This is a genomic window from Halomonas sp. PBN3, assembly GCF_000475415.1.
GTDB classification, from domain to species: Bacteria; Pseudomonadota; Gammaproteobacteria; order Pseudomonadales; family Halomonadaceae; genus Halomonas; species Halomonas shengliensis.
The window spans coordinates 75,191-90,567 of sequence record NZ_AXCA01000158.1 but is presented as its reverse complement, the minus strand read 5'-3'; the positions used below and the strand labels follow the sequence as shown (position 1 = coordinate 90,567).

General features: G+C 69.1%; 20 protein-coding genes and 1 tRNA gene. 16 read left to right on the top strand and 5 right to left on the bottom strand.

Going from position 1 to position 15,377, the window contains the following annotated elements:
- Window positions 1–24 precede the first annotated feature (24 nt).
- The 14 genes from Q673_RS28150 to Q673_RS28105 all read left to right on the top strand — a co-directional run bounded on the left by Q673_RS28150 (window position 25) and on the right by Q673_RS28105 (window position 7,494).
- Complete coding sequence (locus Q673_RS28150; protein WP_031218148.1) at window positions 25–213, top strand: hypothetical protein; 189 nt, start codon at window positions 25–27, stop codon at window positions 211–213.
- Window positions 210–449 carry an ogr/Delta-like zinc finger family protein gene (locus Q673_RS28145; RefSeq protein WP_023006052.1) on the top strand — a complete coding sequence of 80 codons (240 nt, stop codon included), beginning with the start codon at window positions 210–212 and terminating at the stop codon, window positions 447–449. The genes Q673_RS28150 and Q673_RS28145 overlap by 4 nt, the downstream gene beginning before the upstream one ends.
- 10 nt (window positions 450–459) lie before the next feature.
- Window positions 460–855, top strand: a complete 396-nt coding sequence (locus Q673_RS28140) for a hypothetical protein (protein WP_023006051.1) — start codon at window positions 460–462, stop codon at window positions 853–855.
- A 31-nt stretch (window positions 856–886) separates the two neighbouring features.
- On the top strand, window positions 887–3,568 hold the full coding sequence (locus Q673_RS28135; RefSeq protein ID WP_023006050.1) for a toprim domain-containing protein: 2,682 nt from the start codon (window positions 887–889) through the stop codon (window positions 3,566–3,568).
- Between the two features lie 11 nt (window positions 3,569–3,579).
- Window positions 3,580–3,909 carry a phage antirepressor KilAC domain-containing protein gene (locus Q673_RS35570; RefSeq protein WP_023006049.1) on the top strand — a complete coding sequence of 110 codons (330 nt, stop codon included), beginning with the start codon at window positions 3,580–3,582 and terminating at the stop codon, window positions 3,907–3,909.
- On the top strand, window positions 3,906–4,292 hold the full coding sequence (locus Q673_RS0118385) for a DUF7673 family protein (protein ID WP_023006048.1): 387 nt from the start codon (window positions 3,906–3,908) through the stop codon (window positions 4,290–4,292). The genes Q673_RS35570 and Q673_RS0118385 overlap by 4 nt, the downstream gene beginning before the upstream one ends.
- 3 nt (window positions 4,293–4,295) lie before the next feature.
- Entirely contained in the window at window positions 4,296–4,517 is a 222-nt protein-coding gene (locus Q673_RS28130) for a TraR/DksA C4-type zinc finger protein (RefSeq protein WP_023006047.1), read from the top strand.
- A 60-nt stretch (window positions 4,518–4,577) separates the two neighbouring features.
- Entirely contained in the window at window positions 4,578–5,024 is a 447-nt protein-coding gene (locus Q673_RS28125) for a hypothetical protein (RefSeq protein ID WP_023006046.1), read from the top strand.
- Entirely contained in the window at window positions 5,014–5,187 is a 174-nt protein-coding gene (locus tag Q673_RS36730; RefSeq protein ID WP_023006045.1) for a hypothetical protein, read from the top strand. Before Q673_RS28125 ends, Q673_RS36730 begins: the two co-directional genes overlap by 11 nt.
- A gap of 11 nt (window positions 5,188–5,198) precedes the next feature.
- On the top strand, window positions 5,199–5,432 hold the full coding sequence (locus Q673_RS28120; RefSeq protein WP_023006044.1) for a hypothetical protein: 234 nt from the start codon (window positions 5,199–5,201) through the stop codon (window positions 5,430–5,432).
- Window positions 5,429–5,722, top strand: coding sequence for a hypothetical protein (locus Q673_RS28115; RefSeq protein WP_023006043.1), 294 nt, complete (start codon window positions 5,429–5,431; stop codon window positions 5,720–5,722). Before Q673_RS28120 ends, Q673_RS28115 begins: the two co-directional genes overlap by 4 nt.
- Window positions 5,719–5,883: a hypothetical protein gene (locus tag Q673_RS36725; protein WP_023006042.1), complete on the top strand. Its 165-nt coding sequence runs from the start codon at window positions 5,719–5,721 to the stop codon at window positions 5,881–5,883. Before Q673_RS28115 ends, Q673_RS36725 begins: the two co-directional genes overlap by 4 nt.
- A 91-nt stretch (window positions 5,884–5,974) precedes the next feature.
- Window positions 5,975–6,265 carry a hypothetical protein gene (locus Q673_RS28110; RefSeq protein WP_023006041.1) on the top strand — a complete coding sequence of 97 codons (291 nt, stop codon included), beginning with the start codon at window positions 5,975–5,977 and terminating at the stop codon, window positions 6,263–6,265.
- A 62-nt stretch (window positions 6,266–6,327) separates the two neighbouring features.
- Entirely contained in the window at window positions 6,328–7,494 is a 1,167-nt protein-coding gene (locus tag Q673_RS28105; RefSeq protein WP_023006040.1) for an Arm DNA-binding domain-containing protein, read from the top strand.
- 92 nt (window positions 7,495–7,586) lie between these two features.
- Here Q673_RS28105 and Q673_RS28100 read toward each other — a convergent pair.
- Window positions 7,587–7,674 (bottom strand) — tRNA-Ser (locus Q673_RS28100).
- Window positions 7,675–7,851: 177 nt separating this feature from the next.
- Here Q673_RS28100 and Q673_RS28095 point away from each other — a divergent pair.
- Window positions 7,852–8,295 (top strand): DUF3617 domain-containing protein, encoded by a 444-nt coding sequence (locus Q673_RS28095; RefSeq protein ID WP_023006039.1) that lies wholly within the window; start codon window positions 7,852–7,854, stop codon window positions 8,293–8,295.
- 67 nt (window positions 8,296–8,362) lie between these two features.
- Here the strand turns inward: Q673_RS28095 and Q673_RS28090 are convergent, their stop codons facing one another.
- A complete protein-coding gene (locus tag Q673_RS28090) occupies window positions 8,363–11,476 on the bottom strand; it encodes an efflux RND transporter permease subunit (protein ID WP_023006038.1) in 3,114 nt (1,037 codons plus the stop codon).
- Entirely contained in the window at window positions 11,476–12,585 is a 1,110-nt protein-coding gene (locus Q673_RS28085; RefSeq protein ID WP_023006037.1) for an efflux RND transporter periplasmic adaptor subunit, read from the bottom strand. Before Q673_RS28085 ends, Q673_RS28090 begins: the two co-directional genes overlap by 1 nt.
- 225 nt (window positions 12,586–12,810) lie before the next feature.
- Between Q673_RS28085 and Q673_RS28080 the strand changes: the two genes are divergently transcribed.
- Complete coding sequence (locus tag Q673_RS28080; RefSeq protein WP_031218145.1) at window positions 12,811–13,986, top strand: NAD(P)/FAD-dependent oxidoreductase; 1,176 nt, start codon at window positions 12,811–12,813, stop codon at window positions 13,984–13,986.
- Between the two features lie 39 nt (window positions 13,987–14,025).
- Here Q673_RS28080 and Q673_RS28075 read toward each other — a convergent pair whose 3' ends face one another.
- Together Q673_RS28075 and Q673_RS28070 are read right to left on the bottom strand one after the other, a co-directional pair.
- Complete coding sequence (locus tag Q673_RS28075) at window positions 14,026–14,760, bottom strand: ParA family protein (protein ID WP_031218144.1); 735 nt, start codon at window positions 14,758–14,760, stop codon at window positions 14,026–14,028.
- 85 nt (window positions 14,761–14,845) lie between these two features.
- Entirely contained in the window at window positions 14,846–15,304 is a 459-nt protein-coding gene (locus Q673_RS28070) for a DUF4149 domain-containing protein (protein WP_023006034.1), read from the bottom strand.
- Window positions 15,305–15,377 lie beyond the last annotated feature (73 nt).

The window sequence follows — 15,377 nt, the reverse complement described above, 5'->3', positions numbered from 1 at the left end:
TCCACCGTGCATCCGAGGTCACGCATGCCGGAACAACCGTTGGATCTCGACCAGCAAGCCAAGGCCGTCCTCGAGGCCGTGCGCGAGCAGCAGGGGCTGGAGAACCTCGAGCAGGCCGCCGAATGGCTGCTGCGCCGGCGCATCCGCCGCGGCGCCCAGGGCCTCACTGGCCGCGGCCGCGCCCTCTACGAAGTGAAAGGAGACCCCCGGTGAGGATCACCTGCCCCCACTGCGACGAGCGCGCCATCACACGCACCAGCAAGCGCCCGAGCCCCGTGTTCTACGAGGTGTACGCCCAGTGCGTGAACCCCGAGTGCGGCTGGGGCGGCAAGCTCCTGATCGAGTTCGCCACCACCACCAATGCAAGCCGCTGTCCTCGCCGTGAGCTGCGCATCCCGCTGGACCCAGGCGCCCGCAGCAGCTGGCTCGAAGAGATCAATAACCACTGAGGAGATCGCCATGATGATCAACGCCGCCACCCAGATCGCCCCGCGTGCCGCCGTTCACCAGCTGGACCCGCACAACCTCGCCATCCAGTGGATGTTCCGCCATGGCCACCGCCTGGATCGGGTCGCCGCCATCGAGGGGCTGACCGCCTACCTGATGGAAGCCACCGGGGCCAGCCAGCGCACCGCCGAGGTGCAGGCCATCCAGGCCTACGCCGAGACGTCCAGTGTCAGCCAGCTGGCTCATATCGACGCCGATGCCACCACCGCGCATGTGGTGGTGCTGCGCACCCTGAACGGCCGCGCCATCGCCTTCACCACCGATGACCTGCTGCACCTGCTAGAGCAGGCCCGCGGCCAGGGCAGGGCGCGTGTGGTCAACGCCGAGCCTGCCGCCCTCTCGCAGTAACCCTTTCACTCCACGGAATAGGAGGCACAGCGTGAATCCATCGCTGCGCCAGGACATCCTCGCGCGCCTGATGCGCGACTACCGCGCCGAAGAGCGTGGGCCGTACCTGCAGAAGGTGCAGTGCCCCGACTGCGGCAAGCGCGAGGCATACATCGCCGCCGAGGCGCCGTGGATGCTGAAGTGCGGGCGCGAGAACAACTGCGGCGCGCAGATCCACGTCAAGGAGCTGTTCCCCGAGCTGTTCCAGTCGTGGAGCGAGCGCTACGCGCCGCACGCCGATCAGCCGGCAAGCCAGGCGCCCGCCAGCAAGACTCCGGTCGCCGACGGTTACCTGCGCGATGGCCGCGGCTTCGAGCTGGAGCGCATCCACGGCTGGTACACCCAGGAGAGCTACTGGAAGCCCAACATCGGCGGCACCGCCACCGTGCGCTTCCAACTCCCCGGCGGCGCCTACTGGGAGCGCCTGCTGGATAACCCCGAGCGCTTCGGCAAGCAGAAGGCCAACTTCGTGGGCCGCTACAAAGGCCAGTGGTGGTGCCCGCCGGCGCTCTCCCCCGAGGATCTCGTCGAGGCCGGCGAGGTGTGGATCGTGGAGGGCATCTTCGATGCCATCGCGCTCTACCACCACGGCAAGGCCGCCGTTTCGGCGATGAGCTGCACCAACTACCCCGAGGCCGCCCTCGAGCAGCTGGCGGATGCCGCCCGCCAGGCCGGCACCTCGCGGCCCACCCTGGTCTGGGCGCTGGACAGCAACCGCGCCGGGCAGAAGGGCACCCTCAAGCATGTGGAGCGCGCCCGCGCCGCTGGCTGGGAGTGCCGCGCGGCGCAGATCCCCGGCGGCGGCCGCGCCGACTGGAACGACGCCCACCAGCGCGGCGAGCTCACCGACAAGCACCTGGAAACCTACCGCTACCACGGCGCTTTGCTGCTGGCCGAGAGCCCCATGGCCAAGGCGCTGATCATGTACAAGCGCACCGAGCGGCGCGAGTTCTGGTTCGAGTACCGCGCCCAGCTGTGGTGGTGGAAGCTCGACATGGACGCCTTCGACCGCGCCGTGCGTGCCGAGGGCGAGGATGGCGGCGACCAGCAGCAGCTCAACCCGGCGCTGCGCGAGGCGGCGCTGGAGCAGGCCGGCAGCGTGAAGCGCATCTGCACCTGCTTCCCCACGGCGCTCTACTACCAGGCCAACCCGGTCACCGACGAGAGCTGGTACTACTACCGCGTCGAGTTCCCCGCCGGCCAGGCGCCGGTGAAGAACACCTTCAGCGGCGGCCAGCTGGCCAGTGCCAGCGAGTTCAAGAAGCGCCTGCTCGGCGTGGCCCCGGGCGCCGTGTGGACGGGCACCAGCCAGCAGCTCGACACGCTCCTCCAGGACCAGATCGGCAACATCAAGACGGTCGAGACCATCGACTTCATCGGCTACAGCAAGGAGCACGGCGCCTACGTGTTCGGCGACCTGGCCGTGGCCGGCGGCAAGCTGATCAAGATCAACAGCGAGGATTACTTCGAGCTCGGACCGCGCCGCCACCTCAAGACCCTGAGCCAGTCGGTCACCCTCCACCTCAACCCCGAGCGCAAGGAGTACCGCACCGACTGGACCCGCCAGCTGTTCGGCGCCTTCGGCAGCCGCGGCGTGGTCGCCCTGGCGTTCTGGCTGGGCAGCCTGCTCGCCGAGCAGCTGCGCGCCGAGATGGGCAGCTTCCCGTTCCTGGAGATCGTCGGCGAGGCCGGCGCCGGCAAGTCCACCCTGATCGAGTTCCTGTGGAAGCTGGTGGGCCGCCGCGACTACGAGGGCTTCGACCCTTCCAAGGCGACCATGCCGGCCCGGGCGCGCAACTTCGCCCAGGTCTCCAACCTGCCCGTGGTGCTGATCGAGTCCGACCGCGAGCAAGAGGGCGGCGCCAAGCAGAAGCAGTTCGACTGGGACGAACTCAAGACCGCCTTCAACGGCCGCAGCATCCGCGCCCGGGGCGTGAAGAACAGCGGCAACGACACCTATGAGCCGCCGTTCCGGGGCGCCATCGTCATCAGCCAGAACGCCGCGGTGCAGGCCGGCGAGGCCATCCAGACCCGCATCTGCCACCTGCACTTCACCCGCGAAGGCCAGAACCACCAGACCAAAGAGCTCGCCGAGGCCCTCGAGAAGGCCGAGATTGAGCACGTCAGCCAGTTCGCCCTGGACGTGGCCACCCGCGAGGCGGCGCTGCTCGAGCACGTCACCGCCAAGGGCCGCGAGTACGCCAACCGCCTCGCCCAGGACGAAGAGATCAAGGTGCTGCGCATCGCCAAGTGCCACGGCCAGCTGGCCGCCCTGGTGGAGTGCCTGGGGCCCGAGGGGCTGGGCCTGTTCAACGCCCAGACCATCGACCTCGCCTGCGGCCAGGTGTGGCAGATGGCCCGCGAACGCCAGCAGGCCATCAACGCCGACCACCCCATGGTCGCCGAGTTCTGGGAGACCTTCGAGTTCCTGGAAGGGCTCAGCGAGGAGCCCCTGCTCAACCACTACGGCAAGCGTGCCGAGCAGATCGCCATCAACCTCAAGGACTTCGAGCGCAAGTGCGCCGACTACAAGCTGCGCGTGCCCGACATGCGCGAGCTCAAGCGCTACCTGCGCGGCAGCAAGACCCGCAAGTTCGTCGACGCCAACCGCACCGTGCGCAGCCAGATCCGTCTCGGCAACGCAAGCGTCAAGTGCTGGATCTTCCAAGCCTGAAGGAGACCGCCATGAGCCACCGCACCTACACCCTCGATCAGGCCGCCCCGCTGCTCAACCTCGGCCGCAACACCCTGGCCCGCCAGCTGCGCGAGGCCGGCGTGCTGGGCGCCGACAACCTGCCGGCCGGCCCCTATCGCGGCCGCGTCAACCTGGTGGTGGTGGCCACCGGCACCTACTGGCACCCCATTTGCGGCTGGACGCACTACGGCCGCACCGAGTTCACCGATGCCGGGCTCGACCATATCGCCCGCAAGCTCGGCATCTCCCTGGCACGGCTGCCGCACCCCAGCAGCCGCCGCGCCCAACAAGCCCCGCAACCCGCAAGGAGCGCCTCATGACCATGCCCAACCTTACCCAGCGCCTCAACGAGCGTAGCCGCCAGGCCCTGGAGGCCATGCAAGCCGCCGAGGCAGATGCCGAGCAGCGTCTGGCCCGGGTCGAGCAACTCGGCCCAACGGCCCTGAGCCGCCTGGCACAAGTCGCCCAGGGCGACAGCGGCCAGAGCCACCACTGCCGCCGCCTTCTGCTCGCCATCTATAACGGCCCCGAGTGGCCGCTGGAGCTCACCCGCCTGCGCGTGATCGACCGGGATCTCCAGGACGCCGCCCTGGTTGTCATCGAGTGGGCGACCTTCACCGGCCGCGAGCTGCACGAGTACCTGGATGACGGCGACCGCCTGATGCAGCGCTTCTGGCTGATCGAAACCGGCGGGGAGGGCTGAGCCATGGCCGACAACGCCGATATCGCCAACGAGCTGATGGAGCTTCGCCTCGAGGGCAGCCTGGCCAGCCGCTTGCTACCCAGCGCTCCGGCCACCAACCCCGAATGCGAAGACTGCGGCACCGAGATCCCGGCGCCGCGCCGCAACGCCGCGCCCTGGGCCACCACCTGCATCGAGTGCCAGGGCATTCGTGAACAACAGGCGAAGCATCTCCGCCACCGTTAACCGCCCAGCAGGGCAAACAGCCGCCAATGGCGTAGGCGGCACGACAACCAGGAGAGAGCAATGTTTAACCAGGTTATCAAGTTCGACGAGCAGAAGAGCAAGCAGCGTCCCAAGGCTGGGCGGCGGAAGGCTACTTTCCAGATTGCCATTTCCGCTATGCAGCGTCCATCAACTGGCAGGCGCTCAATCATCCTCTACATCCCGCTTTCCGAGTTGAAAAAGGCTGGGCTTGGAGTCGGTGACAAGGTCGTCATGTGGGGCATCCCTGACGACCGCGTTATTGGCATCCGGGCGTCTGATTCAAACAAAGCCAGGACACTTTCTGCGAGCAACGGGCAAGAAAAGGCGTGCGTCGAGTTTCCATTCGAAGAGAAAGAGGGGCTTCCGTGCGTACCTCGGCGGCTCGCGTGCTCTGGCGCCCTCCATGGCGATAAGTGCCTGTACTTCATCGGCCCGAAGGAGACGCAATTCGGGAAGTGGGTGAAGGACCAGCCCAATGCACGTTAAGCCCAGCACCCGCGTCTATCTGCGCCTGATCGCCCTCGGCTTCGCCCTGGGCGTGATGTTCCAGGCCGGCGTCGGCGTGGCCAGCCACTTCGCGCCGCGCGTCACCCAGATCCACGTCATCCAGCAGCCGGGCGCCGAGGCGCCCGAGCGCAGCCACTTCTAAGGAGCACCACCATGCACCCCGCCAAGATCGACCGCATCAGCGCGCTGCTCAACACCAGCGCCCAGGACGCCAGTATCTCGCTCAACCGCCTGGCCGAGGACAGCCCGGCTCAGGCCATGGAGCTCTGCGCCGGCGCCCTGGTCCGCCTCAATGCCACCCAGGCCGAGAAGACCAGCCACCGCAAGGCCTTCGCCTCCGCCGCGCGCAAGGCCCTCAAGCAACTCGAGCGAGGACCGCAGGCATGACCGACACCGCTACCGCCATCGACCCGCGCGACTACGCCATCATCAGGGCCCTCGGGGCCCTGAGCCTGGGCGAACCCAACATCGAGCTCGCCCGCGCCTTTCTGCGCGACGCCCAGGCCGGCGAGCGCATCCACCATGCCGCCCAGGTACAGCGCTGCCACCAGGCACTGCTCGATGCCAAGCAGGTTTGGCGCATGAGCGACCAGGCCGTAACCCTGCTGTTCCCCAGCTGCCGTCTGGCCGGCGTCTTCGAGCAGCTCGCCACCGCCGCCAAGGAGCCACAGCCGTGAACAACTTCGAGACCCACGACGCGGCCACCGATCTGGCGGACGGCCGCACCGCCTATAGCCTCGCCCGGGAAGTCCTCGGCCTGCGCGCCCAGGTCGAAGAGCTGCGCAGGACCCTGGCGAGCATGGAGGCCACTGAGGACGAAGAGCTCGCCGATGAGTAGCCACCAGCCGACCTACACCGCGCCCGCGGGAAGCTGCCTGCACCAAGAGCCGGTGAGGGGCGTGTTCGAACGCATGACAGGAGGGAAGATCGTGACCGAGACGCCCAAGGGCGGGCAGGTCGCCCGGCAGGCCGGCATCCTCTGCCAGGATGCCGAGTTCTGCCTCTACCTGGACAAGCGCCGGCGCTACAAGCATGGCCTCAGCGAGGCGCAGCTGCCGGACGGCACCCACAGCGAGCAGGATGCCCGCGACTGGCTGTGCGCGGCCTGCCGCATCCAGAGCCGCGCCGAGCTGGATCACCACCCCGAAGCCGCCCGCACCTTCAAGGGCATCCAGCAGCGCTTCTATCGCTGGCGTGCTCGTCACCGCGCAAGCGCCTAGCAGGCTGCCGTTTGTCGTGGATTGTCTTAGACTGTATGCCCTTACAGGCATCAGGAGGCACCATGGCAAACGGCGTCGAGGTGCGCGGAAACACCGTGCGCGTGTACTTCCGGTGGCAGGGCGAGCTGTGCCGCGAGCGCTTGCCCGGTACGGCCAGCGACAAGAACATCGCCCACGCGAAGCGCCTGGCCACCATCATCAACTACGAGATCGAGTCGGGCACCTTCGACTATGCCCGCCATTTCCCCGAGTCGCCGCGCCTGCACAAGAACCAGTTCGGGTACTACCTGGACCTCTGGCTCGCCATCAAGGAGAACGAGCTGGCGTTCTCCAGCTTCCGCGGGATCAAGTCGAAGGCCGAGACGCATGTGCGCCCCAAGTGGGGCGAGGTGCAGGCCGAGAGCATCGACCATATCGAGCTCCAGGACTGGATTCAGAACGACCTCGCGAAGCGCCTGGCCAACAAGACGATCAAGGAGATCGTCAGCATCATGCGCCAGACCTTCCGGCTCTACGCCACCCGCAACAAGACGATCTTCGACCCAACCCACGGCATCACCATCCGTCTGCCGGATGACGAAGACCCCGATCCCTTCACCCGCAGCGAGATCGCCAAGATCCTCGAGGCGCCCACGAAGCGCGTGCAAGAGCTCAACCTCATCAAGTTCGCGCTCTTCGATGGGCCCAGGATCTCCGAGGCGCAGGCCCTGGCATGGGAGGACGTGCTCGATGTCGAGAAGGGGATCATCCGCTACCGCCGCGCGGTGGTGCGCAGCCGCTTCAAGGTGACGAAGACCAAGCGCTCCACGCGCGTTCACCACCTGCTCAAGCCGGCCCGCGAAGCGCTCCAGGAGCAATACGCTCTCACCGGCAAGCTGCCGGCGCGCGTCTATGAGGTCGTCGACCGCGATAACCGCACCGTGCGCAAGGAGAAGCTGCGCCTGGTGTTCCTCAACTCCAGGAACAACCAGCCGTTCTACGAGAACGCCATCCGTGAGCGCTTCTGGAAGACCCACCTCAAGAAGGCGGGCGTCCGCTATCGCGGGCCCAACCAGTGCCGGCATACCTTCATCAGCCAGCTGCTCTCCCTGGGCGTCGTGCCGCTGCACTGGATCGCCGGCCACGTCGGCCACGCCACCATCACTATGATCCAGCGCCGCTACGGCAAGTGGATACGCAGCGACGGCCCGGACATCCCCGCGCTCATCGAGAAGCAGCTCGAGCTGTAGCCGTTCCCAGGACTGTTCCCAAACCCGCTCCCAGCGGCCAGAAACGAAGAAGGCGAGCCGACCTAAGTGGTTGACTCGCCTTCATAATTCGGTGGCGGAGGGGGAGGGATTCGAACCCTCGAAGCCTTTCGACTTACACACTTTCCAGGCGTGCTCCTTCGACCACTCGGACACCCCTCCGCAATGTGGTTCTCACGCCCGGGCGGCTCGCCTTTCGCGTCAGAACGGCGCGTATGGTAACGAGCTAAGTGCGCGAATGCAAGAGGTTTACGGGGCGGGCGCGAGGATCGCGTGGCGAGGTGTCCGGGCGGCGGCTCTCGGCTATGCTGGTGACGAATCCACCACAGGGAGAGTCCCATGTCCTTGCGCACCACGTCCTTCCCCGCCATCGCCGCCGGCCTGCTGCTGGCGCTGCCCCTCGCCGCCCAGGCCGAGACCCCCAACATCGTGCCGGGGGAGTGGGAGTTCACCAGCACCACCTCGGTGGCTGGCGACCTGCCGATTCCCGACCAGACCGAGACCACCCGCGAGTGCATCGCCCAGGGTGACCTCGACGACCCCGACTTCCAGATGATCGAGGCGGAGGAGGGTTGCGAGCTGCTCGAGCACAGCGTCTCCGTCGACGGCATGGACTACCGGATGATGTGCGCGGCCGAGGGCGGCCAGGCGGACATCGTCGGCCATATGGACTTCCTCGGCGAGACCACCGAGGGCGAGGTGACGGTCACGGTGCAGTCGCCGCAGATGGGCGAGATGGTGATGAACACCGAGGTAACCGGCCGACGTATCGGTGACTGCTGACGGCGTCGATCCAGCCTGCCACGCGAAGACGGCCACCCTGGGGTGGCCGTCTTCGCGTGGCGCGGGCTCAGTGCCCTTCCGGGGTGGCCGCCATCTCGTGTTCCAGGCGCCTGGCCACCTCGCCCGGGGAGCCGGTGCGGCGTGCCAGCAGGTCGTAGGCCACCGGCACCACGAACAGCGTGAACAGGGTGGCGGCGGCCAGGCCGCAGAGGATCACGATGCCGATCACCAGGCGGGTCTCGGCGCCGGCACCGCTGGAGACGATCAGCGGCACGGCGCCCGCCATGGTGGTCACGGCGGTCATCACGATGGGGCGCAGGCGGGTCACCGAGGCCTCCACCAGCGCCTCGTGGAAGGCCATCCCCTGGTCGCGTAGCTGGTTGGCGAACTCCACGATCAGGATGCCGTTCTTGGCGGCGAGCCCCACCAGCATCACCAGCCCCACCTGGCTGTAGATGTTGAGCGACTGCCCGGTGAGGTAGAGCCCGAGTAGGGCGCCGCACAGCGCCAGGGGCACGGTGAGCATGATCACGAAGGGGTGCACGAAGCTCTCGAACTGGCCGGCCAGCACCAGGAACACCACCAGGATGCCCATGCCCAGCAGGAAGACGGTGGCGCCGCTGGCCTCGCGGTAGTCCCGCGAGGCGCCCTTGACGTCGGTCTGGGCCTCGGCGGGCAGCACCTCGCGCACCGCCTCCTCCAGGTAATCCAGCGCCTCGCCCAGCGGGTAGCCGTCGGCCAGGTCCGCCTCGATGGTGATCGCGCGCACGCGGTTGAAGCGGTTGAGGGTGCTGGGGCCAGCGAAGTCGGCCAGGGTCACCAGGCTGGCCAGGGGGATCAGCTCGCCGCTGCGCTGGGAGCGCACCTGCAGGCTCTCCAGGCTACTCGGGCTGGAGCGGGCACCGGGGGCGCCCTCGAGGATGACGTCATACTCCTCGCCGTCGTCGATGTAGCGGGTGGCGGTGCGTCCGCCCAGCAGCGTCTCCAGGGTGCGGCCGATCTCGGTGACGGTGACCCCGAGCTCGGCGGCGCGCTGGTAGTCGATGCTCACCTCGAGCTGCGGCTGGGTCTCCTCGTAGTCGCTGTCCAGGCCGGTGAGGCGGGGGTTGTCCTCGCGGATATGCGCGAAGAGGGTGTCGCGCCAGCTCTCGAGCTCCTCGTAGGTGCCGCCGCCGAGCACGAACTGCACCGGCTTCTCGACGCTGGAGCCGAAGCCCTGGCGCATCACCGGGAAGGCGCGCACCCCGGGCAGGTCGGCGAGTGTCTGGCGAATCTCGTCCATGATCGCCCAGGCCGAGCGGCGCTCGCCCCAGTCGGCCAGGTTGACGATCACGAAGCCGCTGTTGAAGTTCTCGATGTTGCCCCAGCCCCGCGGGGCGCGCACCACCACGCGCTCCACCTCGCCGGTCTCGACCATGGGCAGCAGGCGCGCCTCGATCTCGTCCATGTAGTCGAGCATGTAGTCGTAGGTGGCGCCGGGCGGGCCGTTGACCAGCACCCAGAAGTTGCCGCGGTCCTCCTGGGGGGTGTACTCGTTGGGCAGCGTGGCGTTGAGCCACAGCATGCCGCCGATCAGCGCCAGGAACAGCGCTACCACCAGCAGGCGTAGCCTGAGCACCCGCTCCAGCAGGCGGCGATAGACGCAGCGCACGTGCTCCAGCGCCCACTGCACGGCGCGGGCCAGGCGCCCCTCGTGCATGCCCGCCTTGAGGATCTTGGAGGCCATCATCGGCGTCAGGGTCAGCGCCAGCAGGCTGGAGATGGCCACCGCGGCGGCCAGCGTCAGGGCGAACTCCGAGAACAGCCGGCCGATGTCGCCCTGCAGGAAGCTCAGCGGCACGAACACCGCGATCAGCACCAGGGTGGTGGCGATCACCGCGAAGGCGATCTGGCGGGTGCCGCGGAAGGCGGCCACCAGCGGGGTCTCGCCGTGGTCGTGCATGCGCCGGTGGATGTTCTCCAGCACCACGATGGCGTCGTCGACGATCAGGCCGATGGCCAGCACCAGCGCCAGCAGGGTGAGCAGGTTGATGGTGAAGCCCATCGCCGCCAGGGCGCCGAAGGCACCGATCAGCGCGATGGGCACGGTGACGGCGGGGATCAGGGTGGTGCGCAGGTTGCCGAGGAACAGGAAGATCGCCACCACCACCAGGCCCATGGCGATGAACAGCGTCTGCACCACCTGGGAGATGGCCCCCTCGACGAACACCGAGGAGTCGAAGTTCAGCGCCAGGGTCATGCCCTCGGGGAGCCCCGGCTGCTGGCGGGCCATCTCGGCCTGCACCTCGCGGGAGATCTCCAGCACGTTGGCGGTGGACTGCTTGACCATGCCCAGCCCCACCATGGGGGTGCCGTTGCCGCGGAAGATGGTGCGCTCCTCCACCGCGCCGACCTCCACCCGGGCGACGTCGCCCAGGCGCACCAGGTAGCCGTCCGCGGCCTCGTCCAGCACCAGGCCGCGGAAGTCCTCCGGGGTGGCGAAGCCGCGCGGCAGGCGCACGATGAACTGGCGAGAATCCGACTCGATGGCACCGCCGGGAAGCTCCACGTTGTCGGCGCGCAGGGCATCCGCCACGTCGCCGGCGGTGAGGTTGCGGGCGGCCAGGGCGTCGGCGTCGAGCCACACCCGCATGGCGTACTCGCGGCCCCCGCCGATGATCACCCGCGACACCCCGGGCTGGATCGAGAAGCGGTCCACCAGGTAGCGATTGGCGTAGTCGGTGAGCTCCGCCATGCTGTAGTCCTCGCCGGAGAGCGAGAGCCAGATCACCACCTCGGAGCTGGAGTCCGCCTTCTCCACCTCCGGCGGGTCGGCCTCGTCGGGGAGGTTGCCGGCGGCGTCGGAGATGCGGTCGCGGATGTCGTTGGCGGCGGCGTCGATGTCCTGGTCGAGGCCGAACTCGATCTGGATGCTGGAGCGGCCGTCCTGGCTGGAGGAGGAGATCACCTGGATGCCGGAGACCCCGGCGATGCGGTCCTCCAGCACTTGGGTGATGCGAGTCTCCACCACGCTGGCCGAGGCCCCGGGATAGCGGGTGTCGACGCTGACGATGGGCGGGTCGATGGAAGGGTACTCCTGCAGCGGCAGGCGCTGCAGGGCGAGCAGGCCGAAGGCGACGATCAGTGCGGCCAGCACCGTGGCCAGCACCGGGCGCTGGACGGAGATATCGGAGAGGCGCATCAGCCGTTGGACTCCGCCGCGTCACGCCCCTGGCGCAGCAGCTCCGGCACCGTGGTGGTGTCGTCGAGGATGCCCAGCAGGCGGGTCGGCTGGCCGTCGCGCACCCGCTCGGTGCCATGGGCCACCACCAGCTGGCCTTCCTGGAGGCCGCCGAGCACCTCCACCTCGCCCTTGCGGCGGGCGCCGATGGTGATCTCGCGGCGCGTCACCCGGTACGCGTCGTCGGGATCCAGGGTCAGCACGAACTGGCGGCGCCCCTCGGGGATCAGCGACGCCTCGGGGATCACCAGGGTCTTTCGCGGCGCGCGGCGCACCTCCACGTTCATCAGCATCCCGGGGCGCAGCCGCCCCTCGGGGTTGTCGAGCAGGGCGCGCACGGTGACGCTGCGGCTGACCGGGTCGATGCGGGTGCCGATGGTGGCGATCTCGCCTTGGAAGGGGCTGTCGGGGTAGGCGCCGCTGGTGGCGGTGAGCGGCAGCCCCGGCGAGAGCTCGCCCAGGGCCAGCTCCGGCAGGGTGAAGTCGAGCTTCATCACGTCGAGCTTGTCCAGGGTGACCAGCGCGGTGCCCGGCGTCACCAGGCTGCCCACGCTGACATTGCGAAAGCCGACCCGCCCGGCGAAGGGCGCATGCAAGCGGTAGTCGGCCAGGCGTGCCTCCAGCGCCTGGATCTCCGCCTCTACCTGGCGCAGCCGCGCCTGGGCGTCCTCCAGGTCGCCGCGGGGCGCCAGGTTGCGGCGCTGCAGCTGGCTCAGGCGATTGACGGCGTTGCGGCGCTCGTCGCGCAGCGCCTGGGCGGCGCGCAGCTCGGCCTGGGCCTCGTCATCGGCCAGGCGCACCAGCAGCTGGCCCGCCTCGACCTCCTGGCCGTCGTGGAAGTTCAGCTCGCGCACGATATCGGTCACCGTGGCCGAGAGGGTGATGCTCTCGTCGGCATGCAGGGTGCCCAGCGCCTGCAGCGGATCGGACCAGTCGTCCAGGCGCGCCTCGGCGGCGATCACCGCGGTGGGCTGCTGGGCCCGGGCGAGAGAGGGCAGCACCAGGGGGGCCAGGGCCAGCAGCAGGGCGAGCAGCGTGGGCAGGGGACGGAGCGCAAGGGGTAGCGGCATGGGCGTGATCTTGTCGGTGGACGTTGGGGCGGCGTGTCGCGCCTCCCTAGACTATGCCGGACGCAGGCCGAGAGTGTGACAACAATGCACAACCCTTCCCGAATCGTCTCCTGCTCAATGTACAAGTCTTGTACATGGTTGACCAGCCTCGGCGCCTCGCGCCCCGGCTGCTAGAATGCGCGCCTCGCGCCCGAGGGCGCCAACGGGGCAGTCGGAGGCAAGCCAGTGAGATACGACGTGGTGGTGATCGGCGCGGGTGCGGCGGGGCTGATGTGCGCCCTGACCGCCGGCTATGCCGGGCGGCGGGTGCTGGTGGTGGACCACGCCAACAAGGCGGGCAAGAAGATCCTGATGTCCGGGGGTGGGCGCTGCAACTTCACCAACCTCAACTCCACCCCGGCGAACTTCTTCTCCGACAACCCCGCCTTCTGCATCTCGGCGCTGAAGCGCTACCGGCCCGAGCACTTCGTCGAGCTGGTGGAGCGTCACGGGGTGGAGCATGTGGAGAAGGCGCCGGGGCAGCTGTTCTGCGCCGACTCGAGCAAGGAGATCGTGCGGCTGCTGCTCACCGAGTGCGACTGGGCCGGGGTGGAGGTACGCCTGAAGACCCGCGTCGAGGCGGTGGCGCGCCAAGGCGAGGGGATGCGCCTGGCCACCTCCCTGGGGCGGATCGAGTGCGGCGCCCTGGTGGTGGCCACCGGCGGGCTCTCGATTCCCACCCTGGGCGCCACCGGCTTCGGCTACGACCTCGCCCGCCAGTTCGGCCTCGCCGTCACCGACACCCGCCCCGCGCTGGTGCCGTTCACCTTGACCTCGCACTGGAAGGCGCGCGCCGCGGCGCTTTCCGGGGTGAGCGTCGAGGTGGAGGCGAGCTGCCGTGGCGGCCGCTACCGCGAGCCCCTGCTCTTCACCCACCGCGGCCTCTCGGGGCCGGCGATGCTGCAGGTCTCCAGCCACTGGCAACCCGGCGACGAGATCGTCATCGACCTGCTGCCGGGCGAGGAGGCCTTCGCGGCGCTGCGCGCCGCCCGCGACGCGACGCCGAAGCGGCGCCTCTCCACCTGGCTCGGCGAGCGCCTGCCCAGGCGGCTGGCCCAGGCGCTGGTGGAGTGGCAGGGCGACGATGGGGTGCTGGCCGAGCAGAGCAACGCGCGGCTGGAAGCCTGGGCCGAGGCGCTGCAGCGCTGGCGGCTCAAACCGGCCGGCACCGAGGGGTGGCGCACCGCCGAGGTGACCCTGGGCGGGGTCGATACCCGTGCGGTCTCCTCCCGTGACTTCGCCGTGGCGGGGCTGCCCCAGCTGCGCTTCATCGGCGAGGTGCTGGACGTGACCGGCGAGCTCGGCGGCCATAACTTCCAGTGGGCCTGGGCCAGCGGGGTGGCCTGCGGGCTGAGCCTGTAAGCCCTGCCCTGCACGGGCTGGCTGGAAGGCGAGCGATGCTCAGCCCAGGCGCTGGGCGATCTCCTCCCACAGCCGGTGATAGGCCTGGGCGGGGGCGGTGCGCGGGGCGAAGGCGCGCAGCGGGGCGCGCTCGAGCCCCATGCGCTCCACCACGCTGGCGCTGGGGATGGCGTGGGAGAGGCGCAGCGGCCAGCGCTCCGGCAGCGAGGCGATGATCTCGCGGTGCAGGGTGCGGCGGCGGTCGGCCAGGGTGACGAAGGGCCACACCGGGCAGGGGACGTCGCGCGCGTCGAGGAAGTCGCGCAGCTGCTCCAGGGTGCGCAGCGAGAGCACCGTGGGCACGATGGGCACCAGCAGCGCGTCCACGCTGGCGAAGACGCTCTCGGACAGGGTCGAGAGGCTGGGCGGGCAGTCGAGGATCACCAAGTCGTAGTCGTCGCGGAGCGGCTTGAGGATCCGCCTGAGCTGGTTGTCGCGGCGCGCGGCCAGCAGGTGGTCCAGCTCCCGGGAGGCCAGCGCCGCCGGCAGCAGGTCGAGGTTTTCGACCTGGGTGGCGCGGATCACCTTGTCGAAGGCGGCCTTGCCCTTGACCAGCCGGGCGACCCCGCCGCGTACCTTGGGCTTGGCGCGCAGGTAGAAGGTGGTGGCGGCCTGGGGGTCGAGGTCCCACAGCAGCACGCGCTGGCCGGCGGCGGCCGCCTCGGCGGCCAGGTTCACCGCGGAGGCGGTCTTGCCGACGCCGCCCTTGATGCTGTAGAGGGCCAGCATGCGCAAGACGCATCTCCCGAATCAATCAGCGAAAACACGATGTTACCAGATCGCTGTCCTGTCCATGTGACAGAACCGTGACGCCCGTGTGTCAGGCCAGGTAGCGCCCGCCCGCGGCGATGGCGCTGGTCAGCAGCCCGAGGAGCAGGTTGATCCCCACCAGGCGGCGGATCGTCGCCAGCTGGCGGCCGCCCTCGGGCCACGCCTCGGCCGCCACCGCACGGCGCAGCCGCTGCCAGGGGGCGAACCACAGGTGCAGGTAGATCGCCATCATGGCCAGGCCCAGCGCCAGCATCAGGTGGATGTGCCAGCGCGCCCCGGCCATGCCGCCGAACACCGCGAACAGCATCCACAGGCCGCTGCCCAGCAGCACCGCCACGGCGGCCCATACCCAGGGGAAGAAGCGCTCGAAGACGCCGTGCCACAGGGTCAGGCGCTCGGGTGGCGCCAGCTGGCTGGCGGCCACCGGGCGCAGCACCATCCAGGCGAAGAACATGCCGCCCACCCAGAGGATGGCGGCGAGGACGTGCAGGGTGATGGCGAGCGTCATGGCAGGCTCCTCTGGTGGAAACAGGTGGGGTGGGGCAGGGTGGTCCCCTGTCGGCACCTTACCCCAGGCCATG

Coding starts and splice junctions, on each gene's coding strand:
- Q673_RS28120 (WP_023006044.1), top strand. CDS start 5,199: ATGCACCCCGCCAAGATCGACCGCATCAGCGCGCTGCTCAACACCAGC.
- Q673_RS28085 (WP_023006037.1), bottom strand. CDS start 12,585: ATGCCGCTACCCCTTGCGCTCCGTCCCCTGCCCACGCTGCTCGCCCTG.
- Q673_RS28095 (WP_023006039.1), top strand. CDS start 7,852: ATGTCCTTGCGCACCACGTCCTTCCCCGCCATCGCCGCCGGCCTGCTG.
- Q673_RS35570 (WP_023006049.1), top strand. CDS start 3,580: ATGAGCCACCGCACCTACACCCTCGATCAGGCCGCCCCGCTGCTCAAC.
- Q673_RS28125 (WP_023006046.1), top strand. CDS start 4,578: ATGTTTAACCAGGTTATCAAGTTCGACGAGCAGAAGAGCAAGCAGCGT.
- Q673_RS28105 (WP_023006040.1), top strand. CDS start 6,328: ATGGCAAACGGCGTCGAGGTGCGCGGAAACACCGTGCGCGTGTACTTC.
- Q673_RS28115 (WP_023006043.1), top strand. CDS start 5,429: ATGACCGACACCGCTACCGCCATCGACCCGCGCGACTACGCCATCATC.
- Q673_RS0118385 (WP_023006048.1), top strand. CDS start 3,906: ATGACCATGCCCAACCTTACCCAGCGCCTCAACGAGCGTAGCCGCCAG.
- Q673_RS28150 (WP_031218148.1), top strand. CDS start 25: ATGCCGGAACAACCGTTGGATCTCGACCAGCAAGCCAAGGCCGTCCTC.
- Q673_RS28090 (WP_023006038.1), bottom strand. CDS start 11,476: ATGCGCCTCTCCGATATCTCCGTCCAGCGCCCGGTGCTGGCCACGGTG.
- Q673_RS36730 (WP_023006045.1), top strand. CDS start 5,014: ATGCACGTTAAGCCCAGCACCCGCGTCTATCTGCGCCTGATCGCCCTC.
- Q673_RS28130 (WP_023006047.1), top strand. CDS start 4,296: ATGGCCGACAACGCCGATATCGCCAACGAGCTGATGGAGCTTCGCCTC.
- Q673_RS28070 (WP_023006034.1), bottom strand. CDS start 15,304: ATGACGCTCGCCATCACCCTGCACGTCCTCGCCGCCATCCTCTGGGTG.
- Q673_RS28140 (WP_023006051.1), top strand. CDS start 460: ATGATGATCAACGCCGCCACCCAGATCGCCCCGCGTGCCGCCGTTCAC.